We start from the raw sequence: 22,550 nt of genomic DNA on the forward strand, positions 1-22,550 counted from the left end.
TAAAAATGTGACAGATTCAACACATTTGTATAGAATTTAGCTGTATAAATGTTCATTTTATAAATTAATAAATTATTGATCATTAATTTAAATATTCCCGCGTTTAGTTGATAAGTGGGTTGGGGTATGCAACAAGTGTGGGGCATAAAATAGATGGAAACATTACGAACAGAGCATATTAGTAAGCGCTTGCAACTTGCGATGCTAGTAATCGTCTTGTCTATCGTATTTATTAGTGTTCCACTGATTGTGAGCAGTTATCAAAACTACCTCAAAAATGCTCAAGCGCTGAAAGAAATTCAGATGCTAAAAATGGTGGCAGATTTAACCAACCAAATTTCTCGTGAACGTGCGCCAGCTAACAGTGCAATGTCGAGTCAAGGTCTTCAGCGTGAGCAAAAAATTATTGAGTTGGCTGAATATCGTCAAGGCGTTGATCGGCAATATCAAGATACACTGAAAGTTTTAAAAGAAACGGGCTTTGCACCGATCGCCCAGCAGTTAGAGTCCAATTTATATCCATATTTGTTGCAGGGTCGCAAAACGGTCGATCAATATATTGCGCTGCCGACACAACAGCGTGACGCTAAAAAATTGGATCATGCCATTTTGGCGATGTTCCAAGCTTGGGATCAAAGCTATATTGCCATGCAGAAATTGGTCAATCATTCACATGGTAAAGATACCCGTGTATCGAATTATTACACGCTGATTTTATTACTGGCAGAATTACGTGATCAGGCGGGACGAGTCGCATCAAATATTATGGCTGCGGTATCATTTCAACAGGAAATTCCAGAGCAAAATTTAGCGCGGAGTTTACAAACCCAGCGTCAAACACGCTATCTATGGGAATTGATCAATGTCGTGCAGTCCGAACATGACAAAACACCCGAGTTTAAACAGTTACATCATGCGGTACGAACGGAATTTTTAGATAAAGGTTTGCCAATTATTGATGGTTTGGCTCAAAAAATTCTTCAACATCAGCGTTATCACATGGATGGCACCCAGCTCACTGATGCAATGGTCAATAAATTTGTCACAGTGGTGGAATTGCAAAGTTATATTTTAGATTACAGTCTCAAAGTAGCTGCGGATGAACAACGTGAAGCGCGAAATAAATTGATTTTCACGCTTTTTGTCTCGCTCGTGTCATTACTGACTGCATTATTAACGATGTTCTATGCCAAGAAATGGGTGTTTGAACCTTTAATTCGTGCTCGTAATCAGTTATTTAAACTGGCTCGGCACCGACAAATGGATCAAGGCGTGATTGAACCTGCCAAAGTAGGTTATCTCAGTTTATTTGATGCCATTCAGCATATTGAAAATATGCTAGAACAACGTGATGCCTTTGAATTTCAGCTTAAACATATTGCCAATACTGACTCACTCACCAATGTCGCCAATCGTTTTGCCTTAGATGAATATATTAAATTTCGCGACAGCCAAAATTCAGGCTTTTTACATACAGCACTGATCGTGATTGATATTGATCACTTTAAACAGGTGAATGATCGCTATGGGCATATTGTCGGCGATTTGGTGATTCAACATGTTGCCAATCAATTACGACAACATATTCGTTCATCCGACTTGGTGGTGCGATATGGTGGAGATGAGTTTTTAGTCCTGATCGAGGGGATTGATATGCTCAAAGCCCAGCACATTGCCGAAACCATACGGCATGATATTCAGCATGTGAATTTCAATTTGGCAGAAGACGAAGCAGATCTCATGGTGACGGTGAGTATTGGTGTTGCAGTGGGTGCCAAAAGCTGGATCGATTTATTAGAGCGCGCAGACCAAGCATTATTTAAAGCCAAAGCTGCGGGGCGTGACCGTGTTTCAGTCTAAACGCAGCTTAGCAGATTCATAAAGTTAGCCAGACAAATGAATTAATCTTCATCTTTATATAATTTATTGCAGGCTTGTTGGTTCATTTGACTACCATCTACATTCCAACACTGGGCTTGGGTAATTTTGCCTAAATCGTACTGAAGCACCGCTTCAGGTTGCCCATCGTCATACCAAATTTTATAACTGTTATGACGAACGCCATTACGATAATAACCTTGGCGTTCTAGTTTGCCGTTTTCAAACCACATTTTCAGCTCGCCAATCAATTTATTGTTTTGAAAATTGGCATAGGTCCACGGTTTACCATTACTGTACCAGCGTTGGCGCAGGCCATTTTCGATCCCATTTTTATAATTTTGAGAAAAAGCCAGTTGCCCATTCGGATGCCAAATTTTGTAATCCCCCTGCGACTCGCCATTGATGATGCTACTTTCTTGCTCTTTTATCCCATTGGCAAACCAAAACTCAAGTTTGCCCTCGTACTCCCCATTTTTATAAGCAATGCGGCTACGGGGTTTGCCGTTGGGGAAGAAACTTTCAAATACGCCTGAGCCTTGAATACCATCTGGAAAGTGAATTAGATGTTCACACTCACCATTTTTAATTTTGCTGTTGCTCAGAAAGATGGTGGTTAGGGCATTGCCATTGGCATAGACATATTGATTTTCATAGATCCCTTTGTGTGAAGTCGGGGTACTGAGGGCTTTACACTGCGGCTTATCTTTCCATGGGCTAAGATCAGGGTCTTCTTGTGAGACAAACAGCACCATGTATTCGTTTAGATAGCCATCGGCAAAGCTATATATTGGACATAATAAGAGGCTGAAACTTAAGATAAATTTATTCATTGTTAGTATGCTTTTATATTTAAAAAATTAAAAATTATTCGTTGTTGAGTCCACGATAGGCGTCATCATAAGGATGTTTTGTTTAAAAATAAATAGTGGATGCGCTAAGTTTGCAACAGATACAAGACTGTTGAAAAGTAAACAATTCAGATTTGAACTTCATCTTATACTATGGGCTTTAAATACCATAAAAATAGTGCAATGAAAAAAATATATCTATCGTTGATGACTGTCCTGAGTTTGTCCGCATGTACAGCAAATGAAGGCATGTTGGATTCATCTCAACACTTAAAACAAACCGCTCAAGCCAATTTAGCAAATTCACGGGTGAGTGAAATTCCGTCTTTATTTAATCAAGCACAGACACAGGCGGTAATTGTCACATTTGATGGTCAGCGCATGAGCCATTATGGCAATGATTTACAGCGCGCCCACACTGAATACATTCCTGCATCTACCTTTAAAATGTTAAATGCTTTAATTGGTTTGCAGCATCAGAAGGCGACAGCCAATGAAGTTTTTAAATGGAAAGGTGAAAAACGTGCTTTCCCGTCATGGGAAAAAGACCTGACTTTGGGTGAAGCCATGCAAGCGTCTGCGGTTCCTGTATATCAGGAACTGGCAAGGCGAATTGGCTTGGCGTTAATGCAACAGGAAGTTAAACGGTTAGGTTTTGGAAATCGTAATATTGGCCAGCAAGTTGATAACTTCTGGTTGGTCGGGCCGCTGAAAATCACGCCCGAGCAAGAAGTCCAATTTGCTTATCAACTTGCCACACAAACCTTGCCTTTTGATGTTGTTGTACAGAAGCAAGTCAAAGACATGCTTTATATTGAAAGCCGTGGGGATGCGAAGTTATATGCCAAAAGTGGTTGGGGTATGGATGTAGAGCTGCAAGTTGGGTGGTATACCGGTTGGGTAGATGATGGTCATGGCAAGATTACAGCGTTTAGTTTGAATATGCAGATGGCTGCAGGGGATGATGTGGCGGAGCGTAAGCAGTTGACGTTGGATGTGTTGGATAAGTTAGGTGTGTTTCATTATTTACGTTAATTTTTTGAGTTTTGAATTTTGAATTTTGAATTTTGAATTTTGAGTTTTGAGTTTTGAGTTTTGAGTTTTGAGTTTGTATGTCCTCGCTTTGCATTGGGTTTGAGTTTCCATTACGTAGGAGATTCCTATTTTTGAAAGCACAGAAGTAAGCAAAATGCTTTTGTTTGACTGAAGGTACGTCCGAACGGTTCGAGTAGAATGTATAAAAGGATGGCGCAAATTTTGTGGATGAATTTAGTTCAGGTTATTTTCAAAAAATATATTTTCTAAACGTCCTTACTTTGCATTGGGTTTGAGTTTCCATTGCGTAGGAGATTCCTACTTTTGAAAGCACAAAAGTAGGCAAAATGCTTTTGTTTGACTAAGGGCACATCCGTGCTGCCCCACTCAAACAGGCGACATCCATGTCGCCGTCATGTGATTGAATGTTGTGAAGAACAAGAATTTATTTAGAAATGGCTTTGTTTAAGCTCGTATAAAGTGATTTTCTAGCTTCTAAAATTTCAAATCTATATTGAGCAGTTGTTTCAACATTGATAGCTCCATTTTTACAAAGTGTATAAGCGTTAAATTTTCCGAGTAATTCGCCATAAATTCTTAGCTTTTCTTGTTGTTCAATATATCCATGTAAAAGAAGTAAACCTTCATTTTTGCTAAGTAAATTAAAGTCATTAAAAAGTGCGTGTCTTAGAGGTTTAAGTCTGTCTGAAATCTCATTAAGAGCTGGTTGAGATTGTTTTGTTTCAAATTCAAAAATTGCCCAAATTTTTAAAACGAGATGATTTATTTCCTCGAGATCTTTGGAAATATTGGTCAATAAATTACGATTATATAGAAGGTTATCTTTTGCTACTGATGCTGAAATATTTGCCTTTTGATTTAAGTAGGTAATTACGCCAGTTATCAGTGCTCCCAAACCAATTTTTACGGCTGTATCAATTATCTCTAATAAAGTCATATAAATATAAAACGGTGAATGAATCACCGTTTTATCATGCACTTAAAGGAAAGTGAATCTTATTTCAACATCGGCTTTAAGAACTTCGCTGTATGCGACACTTTATTCTTAGCCACTTGCTCTGGCGTACCTTCGGCAATAATCATACCGCCGCCAGCACCACCTTCAGGACCTAAATCCACAATCCAATCGGCAGTTTTAATCACATCCAAGTTATGCTCAATCACCACGATGGTATTACCCTTATTACGTAGCTCATGCAGGATGTCGAGCAATTTAGCAATATCATGGAAGTGTAGACCTGTTGTCGGTTCATCAAGCACGTACAAGGTTTTACCTGTATCACGTTTTGCCAACTCACGAGCCAATTTCACACGCTGCGCTTCACCACCTGAAAGTGTGGTTGCAGACTGACCCAAACGGATATAGCCCAAGCCCACTTGGTTCAAGGTTTCCAAACGACGGTGAATCACAGGAATAGCGTCGAAGAAATGCATCGCATCTTCAACCGTCATTTCTAAGACATCTGAAATATTACGACCTTTATAACCAACTTCTAACGTTTCGCGGTTATAGCGCTTACCATGGCAGGCATCACAAGGCACATACATATCAGGTAAGAAATGCATTGCGACTTTAATCATGCCGTCACCTTCGCAGGCTTCACAGCGACCACCTTTCACATTAAATGAGAAACGACCTGCCGCATAACCACGTGCTTTGGCTTCAGGTGTTTGCGCAAACAGTTCACGAATTGGGGTGAACAAACCGGTGTAAGTTGCTGGGTTTGAACGTGGTGTACGACCAATTGGGCTTTGATCAATATCGACGACTTTATCGAGGAACTGTAAGCCATCAATCGAGTCAAATTTTTCCGCAGTCAGTGTGGTTGCACCGTTCAATTGAGTTGCTGCAAGCGGCAATAATGTCCGGTTAATCAGCGTCGATTTGCCTGAACCTGATACACCTGTCACACATGTCATCACACCTAAAGGAATAGTCAAATCGACATTTTTCAGGTTATGACCCGCAGCGCCCATTAACTTAATTTGCTCTTCAGGTTTTGGCGGTTGTGTGCGTGTTTTCGGCACATCAATACTGAGCTTTCTTGATAGATATTGACCAGTTAATGAATCTGGATTTGCCAAAATTTCGTCATACGTCCCTTCGGCAATCACATGACCGCCATGCACACCTGCACCGGGGCCGATATCAATAATATGGTCGGCAGCACGAATGGCATCTTCATCATGCTCTACGACGAGCACGGTATTACCTAAGTCACGCAAACGTACTAGGGTTTCCAATAGGCGGTCATTATCACGCTGATGCAAACCAATAGATGGTTCATCCAGCACGTACATTACGCCCATCAGGCCCGCGCCAATTTGCGAAGCCAAACGAATACGCTGAGCTTCACCACCCGACAGTGTTTCTGCCGAACGCGATAAACTTAAATAGTTCAAACCGACAGAGACTAGGAAGTGCAAACGTTCACGAATCTCTTTGAAAATCTTGTCAGCAATTTCGCCTTTGGCACCGCTTAAGTTGAGGTCTTGATAATAGCTTTCAGCATCGCCGATCGACATCTTGGTGATTTGCGCGATGGTTTTATCTTTAACTCGGACATGGCGTGAAATTTCATTGAGACGTGAGCCACCGCAAGCATCACATGCAGCATTGGATAAATACTGTGCTAAATCTTCACGCACGTAGTTTGATTCGGTTTCACGGTAACGACGCTCTAGGTGCGGTAAAATCCCTTCAAAGGCTTGCACACGTTTGTGCGAGCGACCACGTTCATCAATATAACTGAGGTCAACTTTTTCCTTGCCTGTACCATAAAGGAATTTCTTTTTGGTCTCGGCATCCAGTTCATTCCATGGGGTTTCCAAAGAATAGCCAAAATGATCAGCGACTTTCTGAATCATACTATAGTAATACGGACGTTGACGGTCCCAACCACGGATTGCCCCTTGGCTAATCGAAACTTCATTATTGGGAATCAATTTGTCAGCACTAAAATGGCTGCGTGTGCCTAAACCATCACAAACAGGGCAGGCACCGAATGGATTGTTGAAGGAAAATAGACGCGGTTCGAGTTCACCTACGGCACGCTCACATTCAGGGCAGGAGTGTTTGGCTGAAAATACGCGGTCTTCTTGTTCGCCTTTCATCCACGACAAAATGGCAATGTCGCCGCCCATGCGTAAAGCCGTTTCAAAACTTTCTGCAATCCGGTTACCAAGATCATCACGTACTTTAAAACGGTCAACGACCACTTCAATGGTGTGCTTTTTCTTTTTGTCTAATTCGGGTGGTGTGTCGATATCAATAACTTCACCATCGACACGGGCACGGACAAAACCCTGACCTTGTAATTGTTCAAATAAGTTGGTGTATTCACCCTTACGGTCACGGACCACAGGGGCAAGCAACATAAGCGCCGTGCCTTCTTCTAGACCTTTGACGGTATCGACCATTTCAGACACAGTCTGAGCCACCATCGGGAGGTCATGTTCAGGACAATACGGCGTGCCGACACGGGCATAGAGTAGACGTAAATAGTCGTAAATTTCGGTGATTGTTCCCACTGTTGAGCGTGGGTTGTGGCTCGTTGATTTTTGTTCGATGGCAATCGCAGGACTCAAGCCTTCAATCGAGTCAACTTCGGGCTTTTCCATTTGCGAAAGGAATTGGCGTGCATAGGCAGATAAGGACTCAACATAGCGACGTTGACCTTCAGCATACAAGGTATCAAAAGCCAAAGAGGACTTCCCTGAACCAGAAAGACCCGTAATGACCACAAACTTGTCGCGTGGAATATCGAGTGACACATTTTTTAAGTTATGGGTACGTGCGCCTCGAATACGGATATGGCTTTGGCTCATGCAAGGGGTCCTAAAATATTCATCGAAAAACCTATATATGATAGCGCATGAAAAATGTTCAAGTGTAATTTAAACCTAGATTTATGCGTGACTTTGTGAGAAAAATGGCCGAATCAAAATATAGCTGTCTGTGCCGATGCCCTAAAACATCCGCAAATCAGCAATCTAGGACTTTTAACATGAAATGGCAACTTCATCTCAATCCAACATTAGGTGTGATGGGTTTATTGATGTGTAGTGTGTTTTTGAGTGCATGTACCCCGAACCAAACACCGAAAGCGCAAAATTATGACAGCTTAGAACAAGCAACTTTGGCGCTGAATACCGAAAGTGAAAAAATTGATCTGTATATTGCAAAATTAGGTCAAGCCAAAACAGAAGCTGAAAAAAAGCATCTGGCTTGCGAAAAAATTCCTCAACAGTTTGATTTGGTTTTGGCAATTGTTGAAAACAATCAACATTTGATGAGTGCTGAAGATTTAAAAGTTCAAGCGCAGTTTAAGCAAATGGCTGAGCAACAAAAAGCGCGCTTTACATCTAGCCTATGGTGTAAAGGTGCATAAAGATCACGGCACTATGACTGTTTTAAGTTCATCGTTTAAATCTCCTGTGCTATGCGCATAAAAATGCATTAGAAAATCTCAGGACTATCGCAGAAAAGGCGTAAAATGCAGTTTTATCGAAACCATAGAATGCCATGTTGTCCTTATTTCTCAAAAGCTTAATGGGTGCCTTTGTTGTGGTATTAATTGCTTTGCTGTCTAAAAGTAAGGTGTTTTATATTGCAGGTTTGGTTCCATTGTTTCCGACTTTTGCGTTGATTGCTCATGTAATTGTGGCAAATGATCAGGGTGCAGCCGCATTACAAAAAACTGCGCTGTTTGGACTCTGGTCTCTCATCCCATATTTCATTTATTTATTGATGGTGTACCTGCTCGCAACACGTTTGAGCTTAACGGCATGTTTGAGTGTAGCAACTTTGAGTTGGGTGCTTGCTGCGGCTGTTTTGATTTATGCATGGCAGAGTTTTCAGTAAGCATCAAAAGCCTATATCGATGCTGTTTCAGATTAACTTTTTATCGGTTCTAGATCATTTATAAAACAATAGATTTGTATTAAATTATGATGAATTTCCAATCACTAAATGTGTGATTTAAAATGTAAGTATTTGAATAATTAATTATAATTCTGCCAGAACAGAAAATAATCATGATAAGAGCAAATAATGTTAAAACAATTTTGGGTGATCATCTGCCTCATGTTTTCAAGTCAAATCCTGTGGGCTGAAGACAGTCAAATCCTCGCGTTTGAACAGTTTATTGACCCGGTAGCCGAGCAGCGTTATAGCGTGAGCGTGCCTGCGGTCGGGCAAAATGAACAGCTATGGTCTGTGGTCTATATGGTACTGCAAACCAACCAAGTCCCTGACAATACTGTTCTGGACTTTAAAGTCGTTCCGCAAGGTTTATTGTTGAAAAATAATCCTGCACAAAAAATACAAGAGTATGCTTTTGATGGTGTACAGTTGGCACAGAAAAAAGACTATGTACTGTCCCAATTCTCAGATTTGAGTGAACAACTGGAAGATCAAACTGGCAAGAAAGTGCAGGATGCATCAATCTTTGATATTAGTCGTGCCCATGTATATGCCCGCGTAGAAGATTGGGTGCCTGACTATAATGCACAAGCTACTCAACTGAATATTGAACTGGGAAAACTCAATGAAATGCAAGTCAAAGGGCTTTATTTCATTTTAGGCAAAGGTGAAAAGCCCAAAGATTTATTGGCTATTGCTCAACTAGATCCGATGGTCAAATCACAATTTCATTCAGAAGAGATGCAGGAACGCAAAGCAGCACGCAGTGAGTTGCGTGAAGCACGTTTTGCGATTTTTTTGGTGATTATCGCGATGGGGATTTTTCTCGGATGGTATCGTTTTAAACGCTAATGCCTGAAATGATCGTGCATGGTCATTCTAAAAACCGAATCTAACCATATTAAAAAAGGATCTAAAAGCAATTTTAGATCCTTAATTTTTTATACAGTTTAAATCAAAGGTTTATTCTACAGGCCATGTCCGCTGTTGATACGCGCTGTCCCAGAACATCCATTCTAATTTTGCGCCGTTCGTATAAGCCGCATGCATTTTTTCACGTGTATCTGCATCGCAGCGAGCCGCCACTCGATCAATAGTTTGAATCACGTTTTGCACAGCAGTATTGAAGTCTTCACCTGAGTAGGTATCGATCCATGCTTGGTAAGGGTTATTCGGTACAGATTGGCTGACAATGGCTTTGCCGACTTCCGCATAGATCCAAAAGCAAGGCAGGAGTGAGGCAAGGACCACAGGGTAACTTTCTGACCATGCTGTTGCCGTTAGAAACGAAGTGTAATGATGACAGGCAAGGGTCAGTGGAGTATTTTCAAACTGTTCTTTGCTAATGTTGAAACCTTGCATAAAGTCATTGTGCAGACTACGTTCCACCACGATGGCAATTTTTGCCGCTTCAGAAAACTGAATCACATCGTCGGCATCAAACGCCTTGGCTGCACACACTGCAAGCGCACGACCATAGGCCAATAAATAATGGGCATCCTGAATGACATAGTGGCAAAAGGCATCGCGGCTTAAGCTGCCCTGAGCCAATTCCTGATTAAACGGTAGATGGAGAATCTGCTGATATAACGCGGTATTACGTTGCCAAACTTCTTCAGAAAAACGCATTGAACATTCCTGTCGTTAAAAATGAAAGACGGGTCTACACCATGATGCGATGTAATTGAGAGCCTCCATCTTAGAGTGTTTATTCAAAATGTAACGAATAATTTTTGGTTTCAATCCTGAAAAGCGGCATAATTGCGCCATAAACTTAGCTTCAAACTGGGTATTCCCTCATTTTGAAATCTTATTGAATGAATAGGTCGATCTATCATGATGAAACATTTTGGTTTCTCAATCGTCTTTACGATCGTGTGTCTTGCCATTTCTGCATATTGGGGTCTGAATCATGGCCCAAATGCAGGCGTGCAAGCCATGCTGACAGCACTGACCATTACTGCAATTTTGGCAGTGATGGAAGTATCATTGTCATTTGATAACGCTGTAGTGAATGCATCGGTACTCCGTGGTTGGGATCATTTCTGGAAAATGATTTTCTTAACCGTCGGGATCGTGATTGCTGTATTCGGTATGCGTTTGATTTTCCCAATCGTCATTGTTGCTGTAACGGCTGACATGGGCGCAATGGAAGTGGTTCAAATGGCGTTGAATAATCCAATTGAATACTCTGCAAAATTGATGGCACATCATGCAGAAATTGCGGCCTTTGGTGGTGCTTTCTTATTGTTGGTGTTCCTGAACTTCTTCTTAGATGAAGGGAAAGATACCCATTGGTTCCGTTGGCTAGAGCGCCGTTTGGCCAATCTTGCAAACGTTCCTGCGATGTCCGTGTTTATTGCCCTAATTGCGTTATTGGTAATGGCAGCAAACGTGGCCGAAGTCTCTCGTCTAGCGGTAGTGATGGCGGGTATCTGGGGGATCGTGGTGTATATCGGTGTCCAAGTACTGAGTCATTTATTGGGTGGTGAACCTGAAGTTGATGAAAACGGTAATGCGGTTGGACATGACGCAAATGGCGTACCGACGGGCGTGATCAAAGCAGGTTTTGGTGGTTTCCTTTACCTTGAAGTACTCGATGCCTCATTCAGTTTTGATGGTGTGATTGGTGCATTTGCGATTACCTCTGATGTGGTAATCATTATGCTCGGTCTTGCTATTGGTGCTATGTTCGTGCGTTCGATGACCATATACTTGGTGGATAAAGGCACCTTAGATGCTTATATCTTCCTTGAACATGGTGCGCATTATGCGATTGGTGCTTTGGCCTTCATTATGTTGGCGAGTGGCACAGGTCTGCATGTCCCTGAAGTGGTAACAGGTCTAATTGGTGTGGCATTTATTGTTTGGGCTGTGATTGCCTCAATTCAATATAAAAAGCGTCAAGAAAGTCTAGGCTAATTTAAATTTGCCTAAAATCTCCCAAAAAGCGCAGCGTCAGCTGCGCTTTTTATTTGTCCAATCATCAGGATATTTAAAATCAATAAAAATCTTGCTTCGCTTTAAGCTGAATGTCCTATAATCCCATTCCAAGATTAATGAATTTTTAACCAGCTATGATGAATGCTCTTGAACGACGCTCAACTTTTGCTTTGAGTAGTATTTTCGCCTTACGTATGCTGGGGCTGTTCATGATTATTCCTGTTTTCTCTGTGGCAGGTCAGCAATATGCAGGGGCAACACCAGCACTTATTGGTTTAGCGGTGGGTGTTTATGGTTTAACTCAAGCGATTTTACAGATCCCGTTTAGTTTGATTGCAGACCGTTATAGCCGGAAACCGTTGGTGGTGATCGGGCTGCTGTTGTTCGCTTTAGGCGGTGCAATTGCGGCGATGTCCGATAGTATCTATGGCGTAATTATCGGGCGTGCGATTGCTGGTGGTGGTGCTGTATCTGCGGTGGTGATGGCTTTGTTAGCCGATGTCACACGTGAAGAACAGCGTACTAAAGCCATGGCGATGATGGGGATGAGTATCGGTTTGTCCTTTGTGGTCGCGTTCAGCCTTGGGCCTTGGCTCACAGGTTTAGTCGGCATCTCGGGTTTATTTTGGGTGACCACCATCATGGGACTTGCCGCGATTGCGATGTTGCTATTGGTACCGAAAGTAACGCGTCATCATAAAAATTTTCAACAAGGTTATCTGACGCAGTTAAAGCAAGTACTGAAAATGCCTGATCTAAATCGTTTACATGTTTCAGTCTTTTCATTGCATTTACTGCTCACAGCGATGTTTATTTATGTGCCATCTCAGTTGATTGACTTCGCCAATATTCCCTTGCATTCGCATGGTCTGGTATATTTGCCGCTTTTGGTCGTGAGCCTGTTTTTTGCCTTTCCGAGCATTATTCTGGCGGAAAAATATCGCAAAATGCGCGGCATTTTCTTGACCGCCATTGGTGGCATTATTCTAGGATTGGGCATCTTAATTTTTGGTTTCGAATCTAAATATATTCTGCTTACTGGCTTAGGATTATTCTTTATTGCATTTAATGTGATGGAAGCATTATTACCGTCATGGTTATCGAAAGCGGCTCCAATTCAGTCTAAAGCGACAGCCATGGGCGTGAACGCCAGCAGTCAGTTTCTGGGGGCATTTTTTGGTGGTATAATTGGCGGGCAACTTTTGTTGCTAAATGATACGGCAATGGGATGGGGCATCCTGACAGGTCTAGCTATTTTATGGTTGATCATTAGTTTTGGATTGGCTCAGCCGCGTTATTTATCGTCTATGGTGTTTAGTTTGCCTGAAGATAAAGAAACGGATGAATGGACTTCTCAGCTTTTAGCAATTCGTGGTATTGAAGAAGTTGTGGTGATGTCTGACCAGCAAGTGGCTTATGTAAAAGTGGATAAGCAGCAGATGGATGAATCTGCGCGACAACATTTAACGCACTTGTTAGGGAAAGAGGTAGCCATTTAAGCATAACTCTTATAAAGTAAATAATAGAAACAAATAGGAAGAATACGTCTGATGCGTGGTGTAAATAAGGTCATTTTAGTTGGTACTTTAGGTCGTGACCCTGAAACAAAAACTTTCCCAAATGGTGGTTCTCTCACTCAGTTCTCAATTGCAACGAGTGATTCATGGACAGATAAAAATACAGGTGAACGTAAAGAGCAAACAGAATGGCACCGTATTGTGTTACATAACCGCTTAGGTGAAATTGCACAGCAATATTTGCGCAAAGGTTCTAAAGTTTATATTGAAGGTTCATTACGTACTCGTCAGTGGACAGATCAAGGCGGTCAAGAGCGTTACACGACTGAAATTCGTGGTGAACAAATGCAAATGCTTGACAATAATCGCCAACAAGGCGAACAAGGTCAAGGCGGTGATTTTGGTCAGCCTCGTTTTAATAATCAACAAGGTGGTTATAACAATAACCAAAACCAAGGTGGCTACGGTAATAGCTCAAACCAAGGCGGTTATGGCAATAACCAACCGGCTCAAGGCAATAGCTATGGCAATAACAACCCAGGTGGTTTTGCGCCAAAACAACAGCCTGCACCGACACCGGCTCCTGCAGCAGCAGATTTAGATGATGACTTACCGTTCTAATGAACCTTAAACACAGCGTTTAAAACGGTAGATCATCATCAAAAAAAGCCCTCAATCTTGAGGGTTTTTTTTCGCAGGTCTCATCTTGAAAGATCAGTTTTATTTTACAATTGAGTCGACGACTTATTTTTTTGCAGAAACCCACATGGTAATTACGGCTTTAAAAACGGCTTCATTACGCGTGTTGTTCACCACTACATTCACCAAATAATCACTCCCTGCATTCCACGTAAAATTAGCATCGACAGGCGTGGCAATGGCCGTTAAATCTGTATCGGCTTTTTTCAAATATTCCACAGTCATGCCTTTGGGAATCCAACGATGGCTGCTCGGAACGGTTACATCCGTCATGGTACCGCCAGCCAATTCGGCCATATTACACATGGCAATCGCGTGGACAGTGCCAATATGATTCAGCACGCTGCGCTGTTTTTTTATATGTAGTTCACAGTATTGGGGCTTTAATTCATCAAAAACAGGCGAAATACTGCTGAAATACGGTGCTTTCAAACACAGCAATTTTGAAAAAGTCCATTTCCCTGCGGGTTTGTTTTGGAAGGTCTTCCATAATTTTAATGCTTGGCTCATGCTTAATTATCCTTCATTATTCAGAATATAATTCTAATACAGAATATTGTTCTGTTAATGGCGTAAATGACGTCACAGCTATTAAAAAAAGCCAACATTGTTTTAAAATGCCCCGATCAAAGGGAAGGTATCGATGTCGTCAAATCAAGCATTATTGCAACGAATTTACAGTGGTCGCCGAGCGGAACTTAAACGGCAGATCTTAGGAGAAGCCCTTGCATGTTTTTTAGAGCAAGGGATTGAAACGACGACGATTGAACATGTGAGAGACCGTGCAGAGACCAGTGTTGGTGCGATTTACCATCATTTTAAAAATAAAGATGGTTTAGTGGCGGCATTGTATTTTGCGGCGTTGCAAGATCAATTTGTGAAAAGGGCAGATGCATTGACACAGGCCCAATCGCTGCAGGAAGGCATTCAAGCCATTTTGTGCTCGTATATCGACTGGGTCGAAGCGTATCCAGATTTTGCAGGATTCTTGTATGCGGCAGGGTTTAGTATGCGTAAGGAAACGCTACAAGCCGAGTTAAAAAAACATAATTTGCAACGCAATAGCGCACTACTGGATTGGTTGACCGCACAACCCGATTGGCATTTGATTGAGCATTTACCCAAAGAATTAATGATGTCATTGGTCTTAGGGGCAACGGAAAATTATTGTCGGGCATGGTTATCACATAAAGTCAAAACGCCACCATCACACTATAAACAACAGTTTACACAGGCTGCTTGGCAGACCCTCTTTATGGATATAAAGGCTTGCACCCATTGAACTTGATTGGTTTGCACGATGGAAAGGCAAAGATTGATTTAAATAACAAATCTAAAAATCCGATAGTTTTTATAAAAAAGTTCGGTTTTACCTATGGTTTGATATTTCGTATTCTAGCTTCAACAGATAAGCAATCCCTGAAATGAGTTAGAGGAATATCAAATGAGTTTAATTAATACTGAAGTAAAACCATTTAACGCTACCGCTTACCAAGACGGTCAATTTATTGAAGTTTCAGAAAAAGACTTCTACGGTAAATGGTCTGTGGTGTTCTTCTATCCTGCTGACTTTACTTTTGTATGTCCAACAGAATTAGGCGATCTTGCTGATCACTATGCTGAATTCAAAAAAATGGGTGTAGAAATTTATTCAGTATCTACTGATACACACTTCACGCATAAAGCTTGGCACGATTCTTCTGAAGAAATTAAGAAAATCGAATACCCAATGGTTGGCGATCCAACTTGGACACTTGCGAAAAACTTTGATGTTTTAATTGAAGCGGATGGTCTTGCTGACCGTGGTACTTTCGTGATCGACCCTGAAGGTAAAATCCAAATCGTTGAAATCAACGCAGGTGGTATCGGCCGTGATGCTTCTGAATTGATGCGTAAAGTAAAAGCTGCTCAATATGTACATGCACACCCAGGTGAAGTATGTCCTGCAAAATGGAAAGAAGGTGAAGCGACGCTTGCACCATCGATCGACCTAGTGGGTAAAATCTAATTTAGTGATCCAACCGTAGATTTAAAAAAGCCAGAACTCAGTTCTGGCTTTTTTTTGTGGTCTAGAACATTAAACTAAATAGCCATCATGCTCCGGAGCATAGTCACGAATTCCAGCGACTAAATAGTCAATTAATCTTTCCATGACTAGGCGCTGACCTTTTCGCGAAGCATATACCAATTGTACCGTACCGACATTTGAGCACCATTCGGGGAAGAGGTGAATTAAACGACCTGCCTCAATATCTGCTTGTACCGTTAAATACGGTAAGTCTGCGATGCCTAAACCATCGAGTACCGCATAATAAGCACCGGCTAAGTCATTGCTTTTAATCCGAGGTTGTAAGGCAATTTCAATCTGCTCTTGCTGTCCCGTATGATGCAAATGCCATTGATAGCGGTTTTTCTGTGTACCCAAAACGATACTCGGAAATTCTGTCAATTCGAAAATATGCTTTAACTCGCGTCCTTGTAAAAGTTCAGGACTAATCACTAAGCAATGCACGGTTTTAATCACGTCACGTACAATAATGCTCGAGTCTTCATTTTTACTAAAATTGGTACGAATCGCTAAATCAATGTCGTCATGCAAGACATCTACACGGCGGCTAGACAGCTCAAGTTCGACCTGAACTTTGGGATGATCTTTTAAAAATTGATTTAACAAGGGGCGAATTTGATGTTCCATCATGACCGGTGGACAACTAATTTTAACCAAGCCTTCAAGTTCACTTTTTTGCTTCAGGAGCACCTGATGCGCACATTCAACTTGTTCGATTACTTTTATGCATTCTTCATACAATTCTTGGCCTAATGTCGTGACCTTAAAGTGTCGGGTAGAACGCTGAATAAGGGTGACATTATATTTGGCTTCAAGATCTAAAATGCGTCGGCTTAATTTTGATTTTGTAATATTCGATGCTTCACTTGCAGCGCTAAAACCGCCATGTTTCACCACCAAGTAAAAGTAGTAATAATCATCAAATGAATGCATGGATCACCTTATGCAGTGAAAATTATTTCAATTCAAATCATCATACGTCAATTTATACATCAGGTATAAAAAAAGCGGCTCGAAGCCGCTTTTTACTACTGAAGGATTATTTCTTTTCAGTATTTTGCGTATAGCTGTTGATTAGGTTGCGGTAGTCCGGTATATGGTTGCCGAAAAGCGCACCTAAACCTTCAATATCATTACGCCAGTCGCGGTGTAATTCACACGCGGTACCAAACCACGTCATAAGCTGCGCACCCGCTTGCGTCATACGTTGCCAAGCTGAGTCACGGGTTAAATGGTTGAATGTACCTGAAGCATCGGTCACCACAAAGACGTCAAAGTCTTCTTCTAAAGCAGACAAGGTTGGAAATGCAACACAAACCTCAGTCACTACACCGGCAATAATCAATTGCTTTTTGCCTGTTGCTTTGACGGCTTTCACAAAGTCTTCATTGTCCCAAGCATTAATTTGACCTGGGCGTGCAATATAAGGTGCGTCAGGGAACATCTCTTTTAGTTCTGGAACCAATGGACCGTTTGGACCTTGTTCAAAACTGGTGGTGAGAATCGTTGGAAGATTAAAATATTTTGCGGCTGCAGCCAGTGCGAGCACATTATTTTTAAATTTATCTGGATCAATGTCGCGAACCAATGAAAGTAGACCTGTTTGATGGTCAACTAAAAGTACCGCGGCATTATCTTTGTCTAAACGAACGTAAGGTTTGCCCATTTTATTGTCCTCTTTCCTGTTTGCAAGTACGCAGGATCAGATGAAATCTGCGTGTTAACTAGATTTAGAATAGTTGTAAAAATGAGACAATGAAATGGGTTTAAATGAGAAGCTCAATCATAAAATTGGGATAATTCATCGTTATATATGACTTAAAGCTTAGAATTTCTGAATTAATGCTTGGTTTTGAGTGAGGTGCAGATTGTATGTCTGAGTATTGTTCTAAATTTGAGATATAGAATGCTATCTGGATGATGGCCATCAAGTATTTCAAAGCTTAAAATAAGCGCTATGTTCATCCTATCGTATGAATATAGGAGCTAAGAAATGAAAAAAGTAATTGGTGTTTATCGTAATCAGCAAATGCACTGGGTGGGCGATGGTTTTCCAGTCAAAAGCTTATTTTCCTATGATCGTCTAGGTCAGGCGATTAGCCCATTTTTGCTTTTGGATTATGCGGTACCTTATCAGTTCGATCCCACCACTGCACGGCATGGTGTAGGTTCACATCCACATCGTGGTTTTGAAACGGTGACTATCGCCTACAGCGGTGAAGTGACTCATAAGGACTCAAGTGGTGGTGGCGGCACAATTCAAACAGGCGATGTGCAATGGATGACCGCAGGGTCGGGTCTGGTGCATGAAGAATTTCATTCGCCTGAATTTGCTCAAGCAGGTGGTCTTTTTGAGATGGTTCAATTGTGGGTGAATTTACCGGCAAAAGACAAAATGACCCAGCCTCGTTATCAAGCGATCACACGCCAAGATATTCCTCGCATAGACATGGATGAAGGTGCAGGGCATATTCGGGTGATTGCTGGTGAAATGGGTGGTCACCTTGGGCCTGCACAAACCTTTAGTCCAGTGAATGTCTGGGATGGTGAATTGAAAGCTCAATATGAAACCACCTTACATGTACCTGAAGGACATAACACCATTTTGGTGGTCTTGAAGGGTGAGGTTGTGGTGAATGAAAGCCATAAAGTGCAAGACAGTTCGATGGTCATGTTTGCCAAAGATGATATCGCCATTCAGCTACAAGCGTTGCAGGACACACAATTTCTGTTACTTAGCGGTGAGCCACTAAATGAGCCGATTCAAGGTTATGGCCCATTTGTGATGAATAGCAAAGCTGAAATTATTCAAGCCTTTGATGATTTCAATAACGGAAAATTTGGTGAAATTGCGCTAGCGCATGAGGCTTAAGTGAAATTCATGCCGTTGAAATAGCCGAAAAAAAAGCCTCTGAACAGTCAGAGGCTTTTTTATTGAGCGCTGTAGTATTTATAGTTGTCATGATTTAAATATCATTTTACTTTTGATAAATTGTGATGAATTTATCACTTTCTTATGTGGCGCATCTTAGCGGGACTTGGCTTTAAAGTAAACCGAAAGTTATAAAAATGGTTAATTTAATTGTTTGGTTTTATAGGGTAATTAAAATTTTAAAGAAAAATATGTTTAAAAAACAAAGCTTAAATTGTGTGCTTTTTGACTGTAAATATTTGTAAATTTAACTTAAAAACGGCTGTACTGAAATCCATACAAAAAGTGCGAATCTGGTATTTTTTAATAGCTATTTTTAACTTCTGATCAGTCATACTTTTAAACTGTGTTTTATAGATGGAAAAGAAAATTGGAAATTGCAGTCATCGGTAGTGGCATGGCTGGGCTGGCTACCGCAAGAATTCTTAAAGACGCAGGGCATAACATTACAATTTTCGAAGCTCTGCCTGGTCGTGGTATGGATAGCCACAGCACTGAGTTTGAAGGCGGCTTGATCGATGCCCCTTTGCGTGTGATGAATCCACACCTCTGGAAAAATACCTTAAGTTTGGCGACCCATTTAGGGATTAAAACCTTCCCAGTCCGTACCTATATGGCATGCAGTTGGCTATTTGAAGATCGTACAGAAACGTGGTTGACCACCAGTCGTAGCCGTATTGGTAATTTCCCAATTATTAATAATCGTAAAGGCTTACAACAATATGGCTGGCGTTTAGTCAAAGGAATGTTGCAACTCAAAGCCGCGATCACTCGATTTTTTAAATCAAAAAATCAGGACATTACGCTTGCTGAATTCATTAATAAAAATGAAATTGAAGAAGTATTTTGGCATGGTGCGGTCATGCCTGTGTTGTATACCATTTGCACTTGTAACCCGAAAACGATTGGCGAATGGCCTGCGAAACCGCTGTTGATTTTCTTGCGTCAATTGACCAATGGTGATGCCTTGTTGCGTATCCAAGGTGGTACACCTGCGTTGGTTGATAAACTGATTGAAGGTTTAAATATTCAAAGTGGTACGGCAATTACCAAAGTGCACGAGCAAGACAATAAAGTCTTGGTGGAAACTGAGGCCGGTGCACATCATCTATTCGATCGCGTGGTTGTTGCGACACCAACCACCAAAACGGAAGAATTTTTAGATTCTACTCAGTTTGCTGACGATATTGAGCTCTTAAAGAAATTTAAATTTGAGCAAGGTCAGTTGGTGATCCACACTGATCAAACGGTGATGCCGCCGAAGCGTAAAGATTGGTCTGTACTAAGTTATATGATGGATCGTAAATTTACTCGTCAGCAATTTACCGTGTGGCTTAACTCAATCGAGCCGAGCTTGGTGGGTAAAACTCCAGTGTTCCAAACTTGGCAGCCAGTGACACCGATTGATCCTAAAAAAGTGATCTCTTCGGTCAGTTTGACACGCGCAGTGGTGGATTCACATACGGTGGCGCTGAATAAAGAGTTACAGCAACGACATTTATCCCCTGAGCGTAAAGTCTTCTTTTGTGGCTCATGGTCTTGCGATGGTCTGCCGATTTTAGAGTCTGCGGTAACGTCTGCTATGCATATTGCAGAAATTTTTGGTGCGCCATTGCCGTTTGTGGGTTTAAAACCTAAAGTGGAGGTTGCCCCTCAACTCGGTTACTAACATGAAATGGCTTCAAGCAATTCGTCAGTACGTCCCTAGCCATAAATATGCGATTAACAGTCGACTACTCGGAGATGATGCGGAGCTTGCTTGGAGCAATTTGGGCTATTGGAATGATGCAAAATCATCCTATCCTGCAGCCTGTCAAAAACTCGCTTTCCATCTTGCCGAATCCATTCAATTAAAATCTACAGATCGTGTTTTAGACCTTGGTTGTGGGCAGGGCGCGAGCTTGGTTTTTTGGATGGAACATTTTCAAATTCAAAACTTATCCGCAGTCGAATTGCAAACCGAATGTGTGGAAAAAATCCAAAAAAATTTAAATTCAAAAATCAAAATACAACAAGATTCATTTTTGAATTTAAAAAATATTTATCCACAAAACTGTATGGATGCCGTACTGTGTATTGATGCTGCGTATCATAGTGATTTGAATTTATTGCTTTTATCAGTTGTTAATGTTTTGAATTCAAAGGGACGCTTTGCTTTTCACTATTTGATGTTGTCCGATGCGTTTTTGAATTTAAATTCAGTGCAACGATTGAAATATCAAAGTCTGTTGAAAGCAGCAGATGTGAATTTGAAAAATTTAAATTCAAAGCAAAATTTACAACACCAAGTGCAACAGGCAGGTTTCGAAAATATCCAGATTGAAGATATCAGCGAATTCGTATTTCAGGGTTTTGCCGATTATATTCAAGAACAAAAAAGTCAGATGAGCCTGAGTCATGTGGATCAATTCAAAATCAAGATGACGGCAAAATTGTGTGAGAAGTTGTATCGAGACGGGCTGATTCGTTATGTGCAGATTAGCGCGAGGAAGCCATAAAAGAGCGGCTCTAAAAACATCAAAGCCTCACTAAAAAGCGAGGCTAAGAAATGGTGCCGGCACACGGATTCGAACTGTGGACCTACTGATTACAAGTCAGTTGCTCTACCAACTGAGCTATGCCGGCGTTGTGGAATGCATTCTACAGATTTTTTGAAGTGGTGCAAGTTAAAAAAACAGCAAATCGAATGTAATTTATACGTTTGATTTATTCAGCATTCAACCGATGTTTGGCTCTAAAACCAGAGAAATAAAATTAGGCAATGTTTCGCCCACAAGATGTGGGCGAAAAAATAGGATGGATGAACGTTGAGTGCTATTTCATTCTTAAAATTTGGTCTAGATCCTGTGCGCATTCTTCAAGTGTATATGCCATCTCCAGTTGCATTTGGGGGCGGAGTTCATTGGCGAGCTTTCGCCATTCGTCAATCAGACGCTGTGCTTTTTGAATTTTATGTTTATTGATGTCTTTGGCAAGGGTTGGGGTATAGCCACCACGTTTGGCGTTCTTGATCTGCTTAACATAATTCTGGCTGTTATTCATGTTCTCTCCCGAATAGCAGTGATATATGAAAGGTGTTTTTTAAGTTTTTCGTTGATCAAGTTAAAAGTACCGCAATCGCGTTTCAGTTCTATGATGTTTAAATTAATGAATAATTTTTTGAATAGCACCTATATTGAGAGGATGATTTATTTTTAGCATAGGCTTAAGTAATTGTCTTTAGAATATAAAATTTGTATTTGTAAATAAACGTGTCTTTCTTACTGCCAATAAAAAATCCATAAGTCGTGCATTAGGAAAAAAACGTGTGATTTAAATCCATCAATCAGGACTTAAATACTGTGAAGTTATTGAGCTAAACAAATAGAAGATCAATTAGGGGGGATATTTAATATTGAGAACAATAAAATTAAAAAAGGCCTAAATTTTATCAATTTAGACCTTCATTCTGCTTGGCATTGCAGTTTGTTCTGGCGGTTTGAAAGAGGGAGTCATATTTTTAATTTAAGTTGTTGTTATATATTGATTATTTTTGTTTTAATTTCCACATATACCCCCATTTATACCCCCAACACGCAAAAGTACCCTCTATTTTCCTGTTTTAGGTCTGATTTGGCGGTTCAGATTCGATGTGCTAAATGAGTATATCTAAAGGATGGCATTTGAAATGTGACCCTGCTCC

General features: G+C 41.0%; 21 protein-coding genes and 1 tRNA gene. 13 read left to right on the plus strand and 9 right to left on the minus strand.

Annotated elements, in window-relative coordinates; translation table 11 throughout:
• Nucleotides 1–153 precede the first annotated feature (153 nt).
• Nucleotides 154–1,860, plus strand: a complete 1,707-nt coding sequence (locus tag FTU38_RS01490) for a GGDEF domain-containing protein (RefSeq protein ID WP_180110415.1) — start codon at nt 154–156, stop codon at nt 1,858–1,860.
• A gap of 41 nt (nt 1,861–1,901) precedes the next feature.
• Here the strand turns inward: FTU38_RS01490 and FTU38_RS01495 are convergent, their stop codons facing one another.
• Nucleotides 1,902–2,711: a toxin-antitoxin system YwqK family antitoxin gene (locus FTU38_RS01495; RefSeq protein WP_180110416.1), complete on the minus strand. Its 810-nt coding sequence runs from the start codon at nt 2,709–2,711 to the stop codon at nt 1,902–1,904.
• A 201-nt stretch (nt 2,712–2,912) separates the two neighbouring features.
• On the opposite strand from FTU38_RS01495, the gene blaOXA reads away from it, so the two are divergent.
• A complete protein-coding gene (gene blaOXA, locus FTU38_RS01500) occupies nt 2,913–3,764 on the plus strand; it encodes a class D beta-lactamase (protein ID WP_180110417.1) in 852 nt (283 codons plus the stop codon).
• Between the two features lie 445 nt (nt 3,765–4,209).
• On the opposite strand, the gene FTU38_RS01505 is transcribed toward blaOXA, so the two are convergent.
• Both FTU38_RS01505 and uvrA read right to left on the minus strand, forming a co-directional pair.
• Nucleotides 4,210–4,722: a hypothetical protein gene (locus FTU38_RS01505; protein ID WP_180078616.1), complete on the minus strand. Its 513-nt coding sequence runs from the start codon at nt 4,720–4,722 to the stop codon at nt 4,210–4,212.
• 59 nt (nt 4,723–4,781) lie between these two features.
• A complete protein-coding gene (gene uvrA, locus FTU38_RS01510; protein ID WP_180110418.1) occupies nt 4,782–7,613 on the minus strand; it encodes an excinuclease ABC subunit UvrA in 2,832 nt (943 codons plus the stop codon).
• Between the two features lie 179 nt (nt 7,614–7,792).
• On the opposite strand from uvrA, the gene FTU38_RS01515 reads away from it, so the two are divergent.
• From FTU38_RS01515 to FTU38_RS01525, 3 genes are all read left to right on the plus strand, one after another.
• Nucleotides 7,793–8,176, plus strand: coding sequence for a hypothetical protein (locus FTU38_RS01515; RefSeq protein WP_180002741.1), 384 nt, complete (start codon nt 7,793–7,795; stop codon nt 8,174–8,176).
• A 134-nt stretch (nt 8,177–8,310) separates the two neighbouring features.
• Nucleotides 8,311–8,649: a GlpM family protein gene (locus FTU38_RS01520; RefSeq protein WP_180002743.1), complete on the plus strand. Its 339-nt coding sequence runs from the start codon at nt 8,311–8,313 to the stop codon at nt 8,647–8,649.
• Between the two features lie 189 nt (nt 8,650–8,838).
• Nucleotides 8,839–9,561, plus strand: a complete 723-nt coding sequence (locus FTU38_RS01525; protein WP_180002745.1) for a hypothetical protein — start codon at nt 8,839–8,841, stop codon at nt 9,559–9,561.
• Between the two features lie 111 nt (nt 9,562–9,672).
• On the opposite strand, the gene tenA is transcribed toward FTU38_RS01525, so the two are convergent.
• The gene (gene tenA, locus FTU38_RS01530) at nt 9,673–10,338 is read right to left on the minus strand and encodes a thiaminase II (protein WP_078193179.1); all 666 of its coding nucleotides are present in this window, start codon (nt 10,336–10,338) and stop codon (nt 9,673–9,675) included.
• 207 nt (nt 10,339–10,545) lie between these two features.
• Between tenA and FTU38_RS01535 the strand changes: the two genes are divergently transcribed.
• The 3 genes from FTU38_RS01535 (at nt 10,546) to ssb (ending at nt 13,790) form a co-directional block, all read left to right on the plus strand.
• Nucleotides 10,546–11,631 carry a DUF475 domain-containing protein gene (locus tag FTU38_RS01535; RefSeq protein ID WP_180110419.1) on the plus strand — a complete coding sequence of 362 codons (1,086 nt, stop codon included), beginning with the start codon at nt 10,546–10,548 and terminating at the stop codon, nt 11,629–11,631.
• 155 nt (nt 11,632–11,786) lie between these two features.
• Entirely contained in the window at nt 11,787–13,151 is a 1,365-nt protein-coding gene (locus FTU38_RS01540) for an MFS transporter (RefSeq protein WP_180110420.1), read from the plus strand.
• 51 nt (nt 13,152–13,202) lie between these two features.
• Complete coding sequence (ssb, locus tag FTU38_RS01545; protein ID WP_078193176.1) at nt 13,203–13,790, plus strand: single-stranded DNA-binding protein; 588 nt, start codon at nt 13,203–13,205, stop codon at nt 13,788–13,790.
• Between the two features lie 123 nt (nt 13,791–13,913).
• Here ssb and FTU38_RS01550 read toward each other — a convergent pair whose 3' ends face one another.
• Entirely contained in the window at nt 13,914–14,378 is a 465-nt protein-coding gene (locus tag FTU38_RS01550) for a hotdog fold domain-containing protein (protein WP_180054205.1), read from the minus strand.
• Nucleotides 14,379–14,511: 133 nt separating this feature from the next.
• Between FTU38_RS01550 and FTU38_RS01555 the strand changes: the two genes are divergently transcribed.
• Together FTU38_RS01555 and ahpC are read left to right on the plus strand one after the other, a co-directional pair.
• Nucleotides 14,512–15,150, plus strand: coding sequence for a TetR/AcrR family transcriptional regulator (locus FTU38_RS01555; RefSeq protein WP_180108837.1), 639 nt, complete (start codon nt 14,512–14,514; stop codon nt 15,148–15,150).
• A 162-nt stretch (nt 15,151–15,312) separates the two neighbouring features.
• The gene (gene ahpC, locus FTU38_RS01560) at nt 15,313–15,876 is read left to right on the plus strand and encodes an alkyl hydroperoxide reductase subunit C (protein ID WP_078190520.1); all 564 of its coding nucleotides are present in this window, start codon (nt 15,313–15,315) and stop codon (nt 15,874–15,876) included.
• A gap of 69 nt (nt 15,877–15,945) precedes the next feature.
• Here the strand turns inward: ahpC and FTU38_RS01565 are convergent, their stop codons facing one another.
• Together FTU38_RS01565 and ycaC are read right to left on the minus strand one after the other, a co-directional pair.
• Nucleotides 15,946–16,869 (minus strand): LysR substrate-binding domain-containing protein, encoded by a 924-nt coding sequence (locus FTU38_RS01565; protein ID WP_168378962.1) that lies wholly within the window; start codon nt 16,867–16,869, stop codon nt 15,946–15,948.
• 106 nt (nt 16,870–16,975) lie between these two features.
• Complete coding sequence (ycaC, locus tag FTU38_RS01570) at nt 16,976–17,602, minus strand: isochorismate family cysteine hydrolase YcaC (protein ID WP_180022376.1); 627 nt, start codon at nt 17,600–17,602, stop codon at nt 16,976–16,978.
• A 327-nt stretch (nt 17,603–17,929) separates the two neighbouring features.
• Here ycaC and FTU38_RS01575 point away from each other — a divergent pair, with 327 nt between their 5' ends.
• The 3 genes from FTU38_RS01575 to FTU38_RS01585 all read left to right on the plus strand — a co-directional run bounded on the left by FTU38_RS01575 (nt 17,930) and on the right by FTU38_RS01585 (nt 21,366).
• Nucleotides 17,930–18,808 carry a pirin family protein gene (locus FTU38_RS01575; protein WP_180110421.1) on the plus strand — a complete coding sequence of 293 codons (879 nt, stop codon included), beginning with the start codon at nt 17,930–17,932 and terminating at the stop codon, nt 18,806–18,808.
• 430 nt (nt 18,809–19,238) lie between these two features.
• Entirely contained in the window at nt 19,239–20,537 is a 1,299-nt protein-coding gene (locus FTU38_RS01580; protein ID WP_180010613.1) for an FAD-dependent oxidoreductase, read from the plus strand.
• 1 nt (nt 20,538) lies between these two features.
• Nucleotides 20,539–21,366 carry a cyclopropane-fatty-acyl-phospholipid synthase family protein gene (locus FTU38_RS01585; RefSeq protein ID WP_180002761.1) on the plus strand — a complete coding sequence of 276 codons (828 nt, stop codon included), beginning with the start codon at nt 20,539–20,541 and terminating at the stop codon, nt 21,364–21,366.
• Nucleotides 21,367–21,417: 51 nt separating this feature from the next.
• Here the strand turns inward: FTU38_RS01585 and FTU38_RS01590 are convergent.
• Together FTU38_RS01590 and FTU38_RS01595 are read right to left on the minus strand one after the other, a co-directional pair.
• Nucleotides 21,418–21,493, minus strand: a tRNA-Thr gene (locus FTU38_RS01590).
• 189 nt (nt 21,494–21,682) lie between these two features.
• The gene (locus FTU38_RS01595; RefSeq protein ID WP_078190515.1) at nt 21,683–21,910 is read right to left on the minus strand and encodes a hypothetical protein; all 228 of its coding nucleotides are present in this window, start codon (nt 21,908–21,910) and stop codon (nt 21,683–21,685) included.
• Nucleotides 21,911–22,550 lie beyond the last annotated feature (640 nt).

It is taken from the genome of Acinetobacter sp. YH12098 (assembly GCF_013419235.1).
Lineage (GTDB): Bacteria > Pseudomonadota > Gammaproteobacteria > Pseudomonadales > Moraxellaceae > Acinetobacter > Acinetobacter amyesii.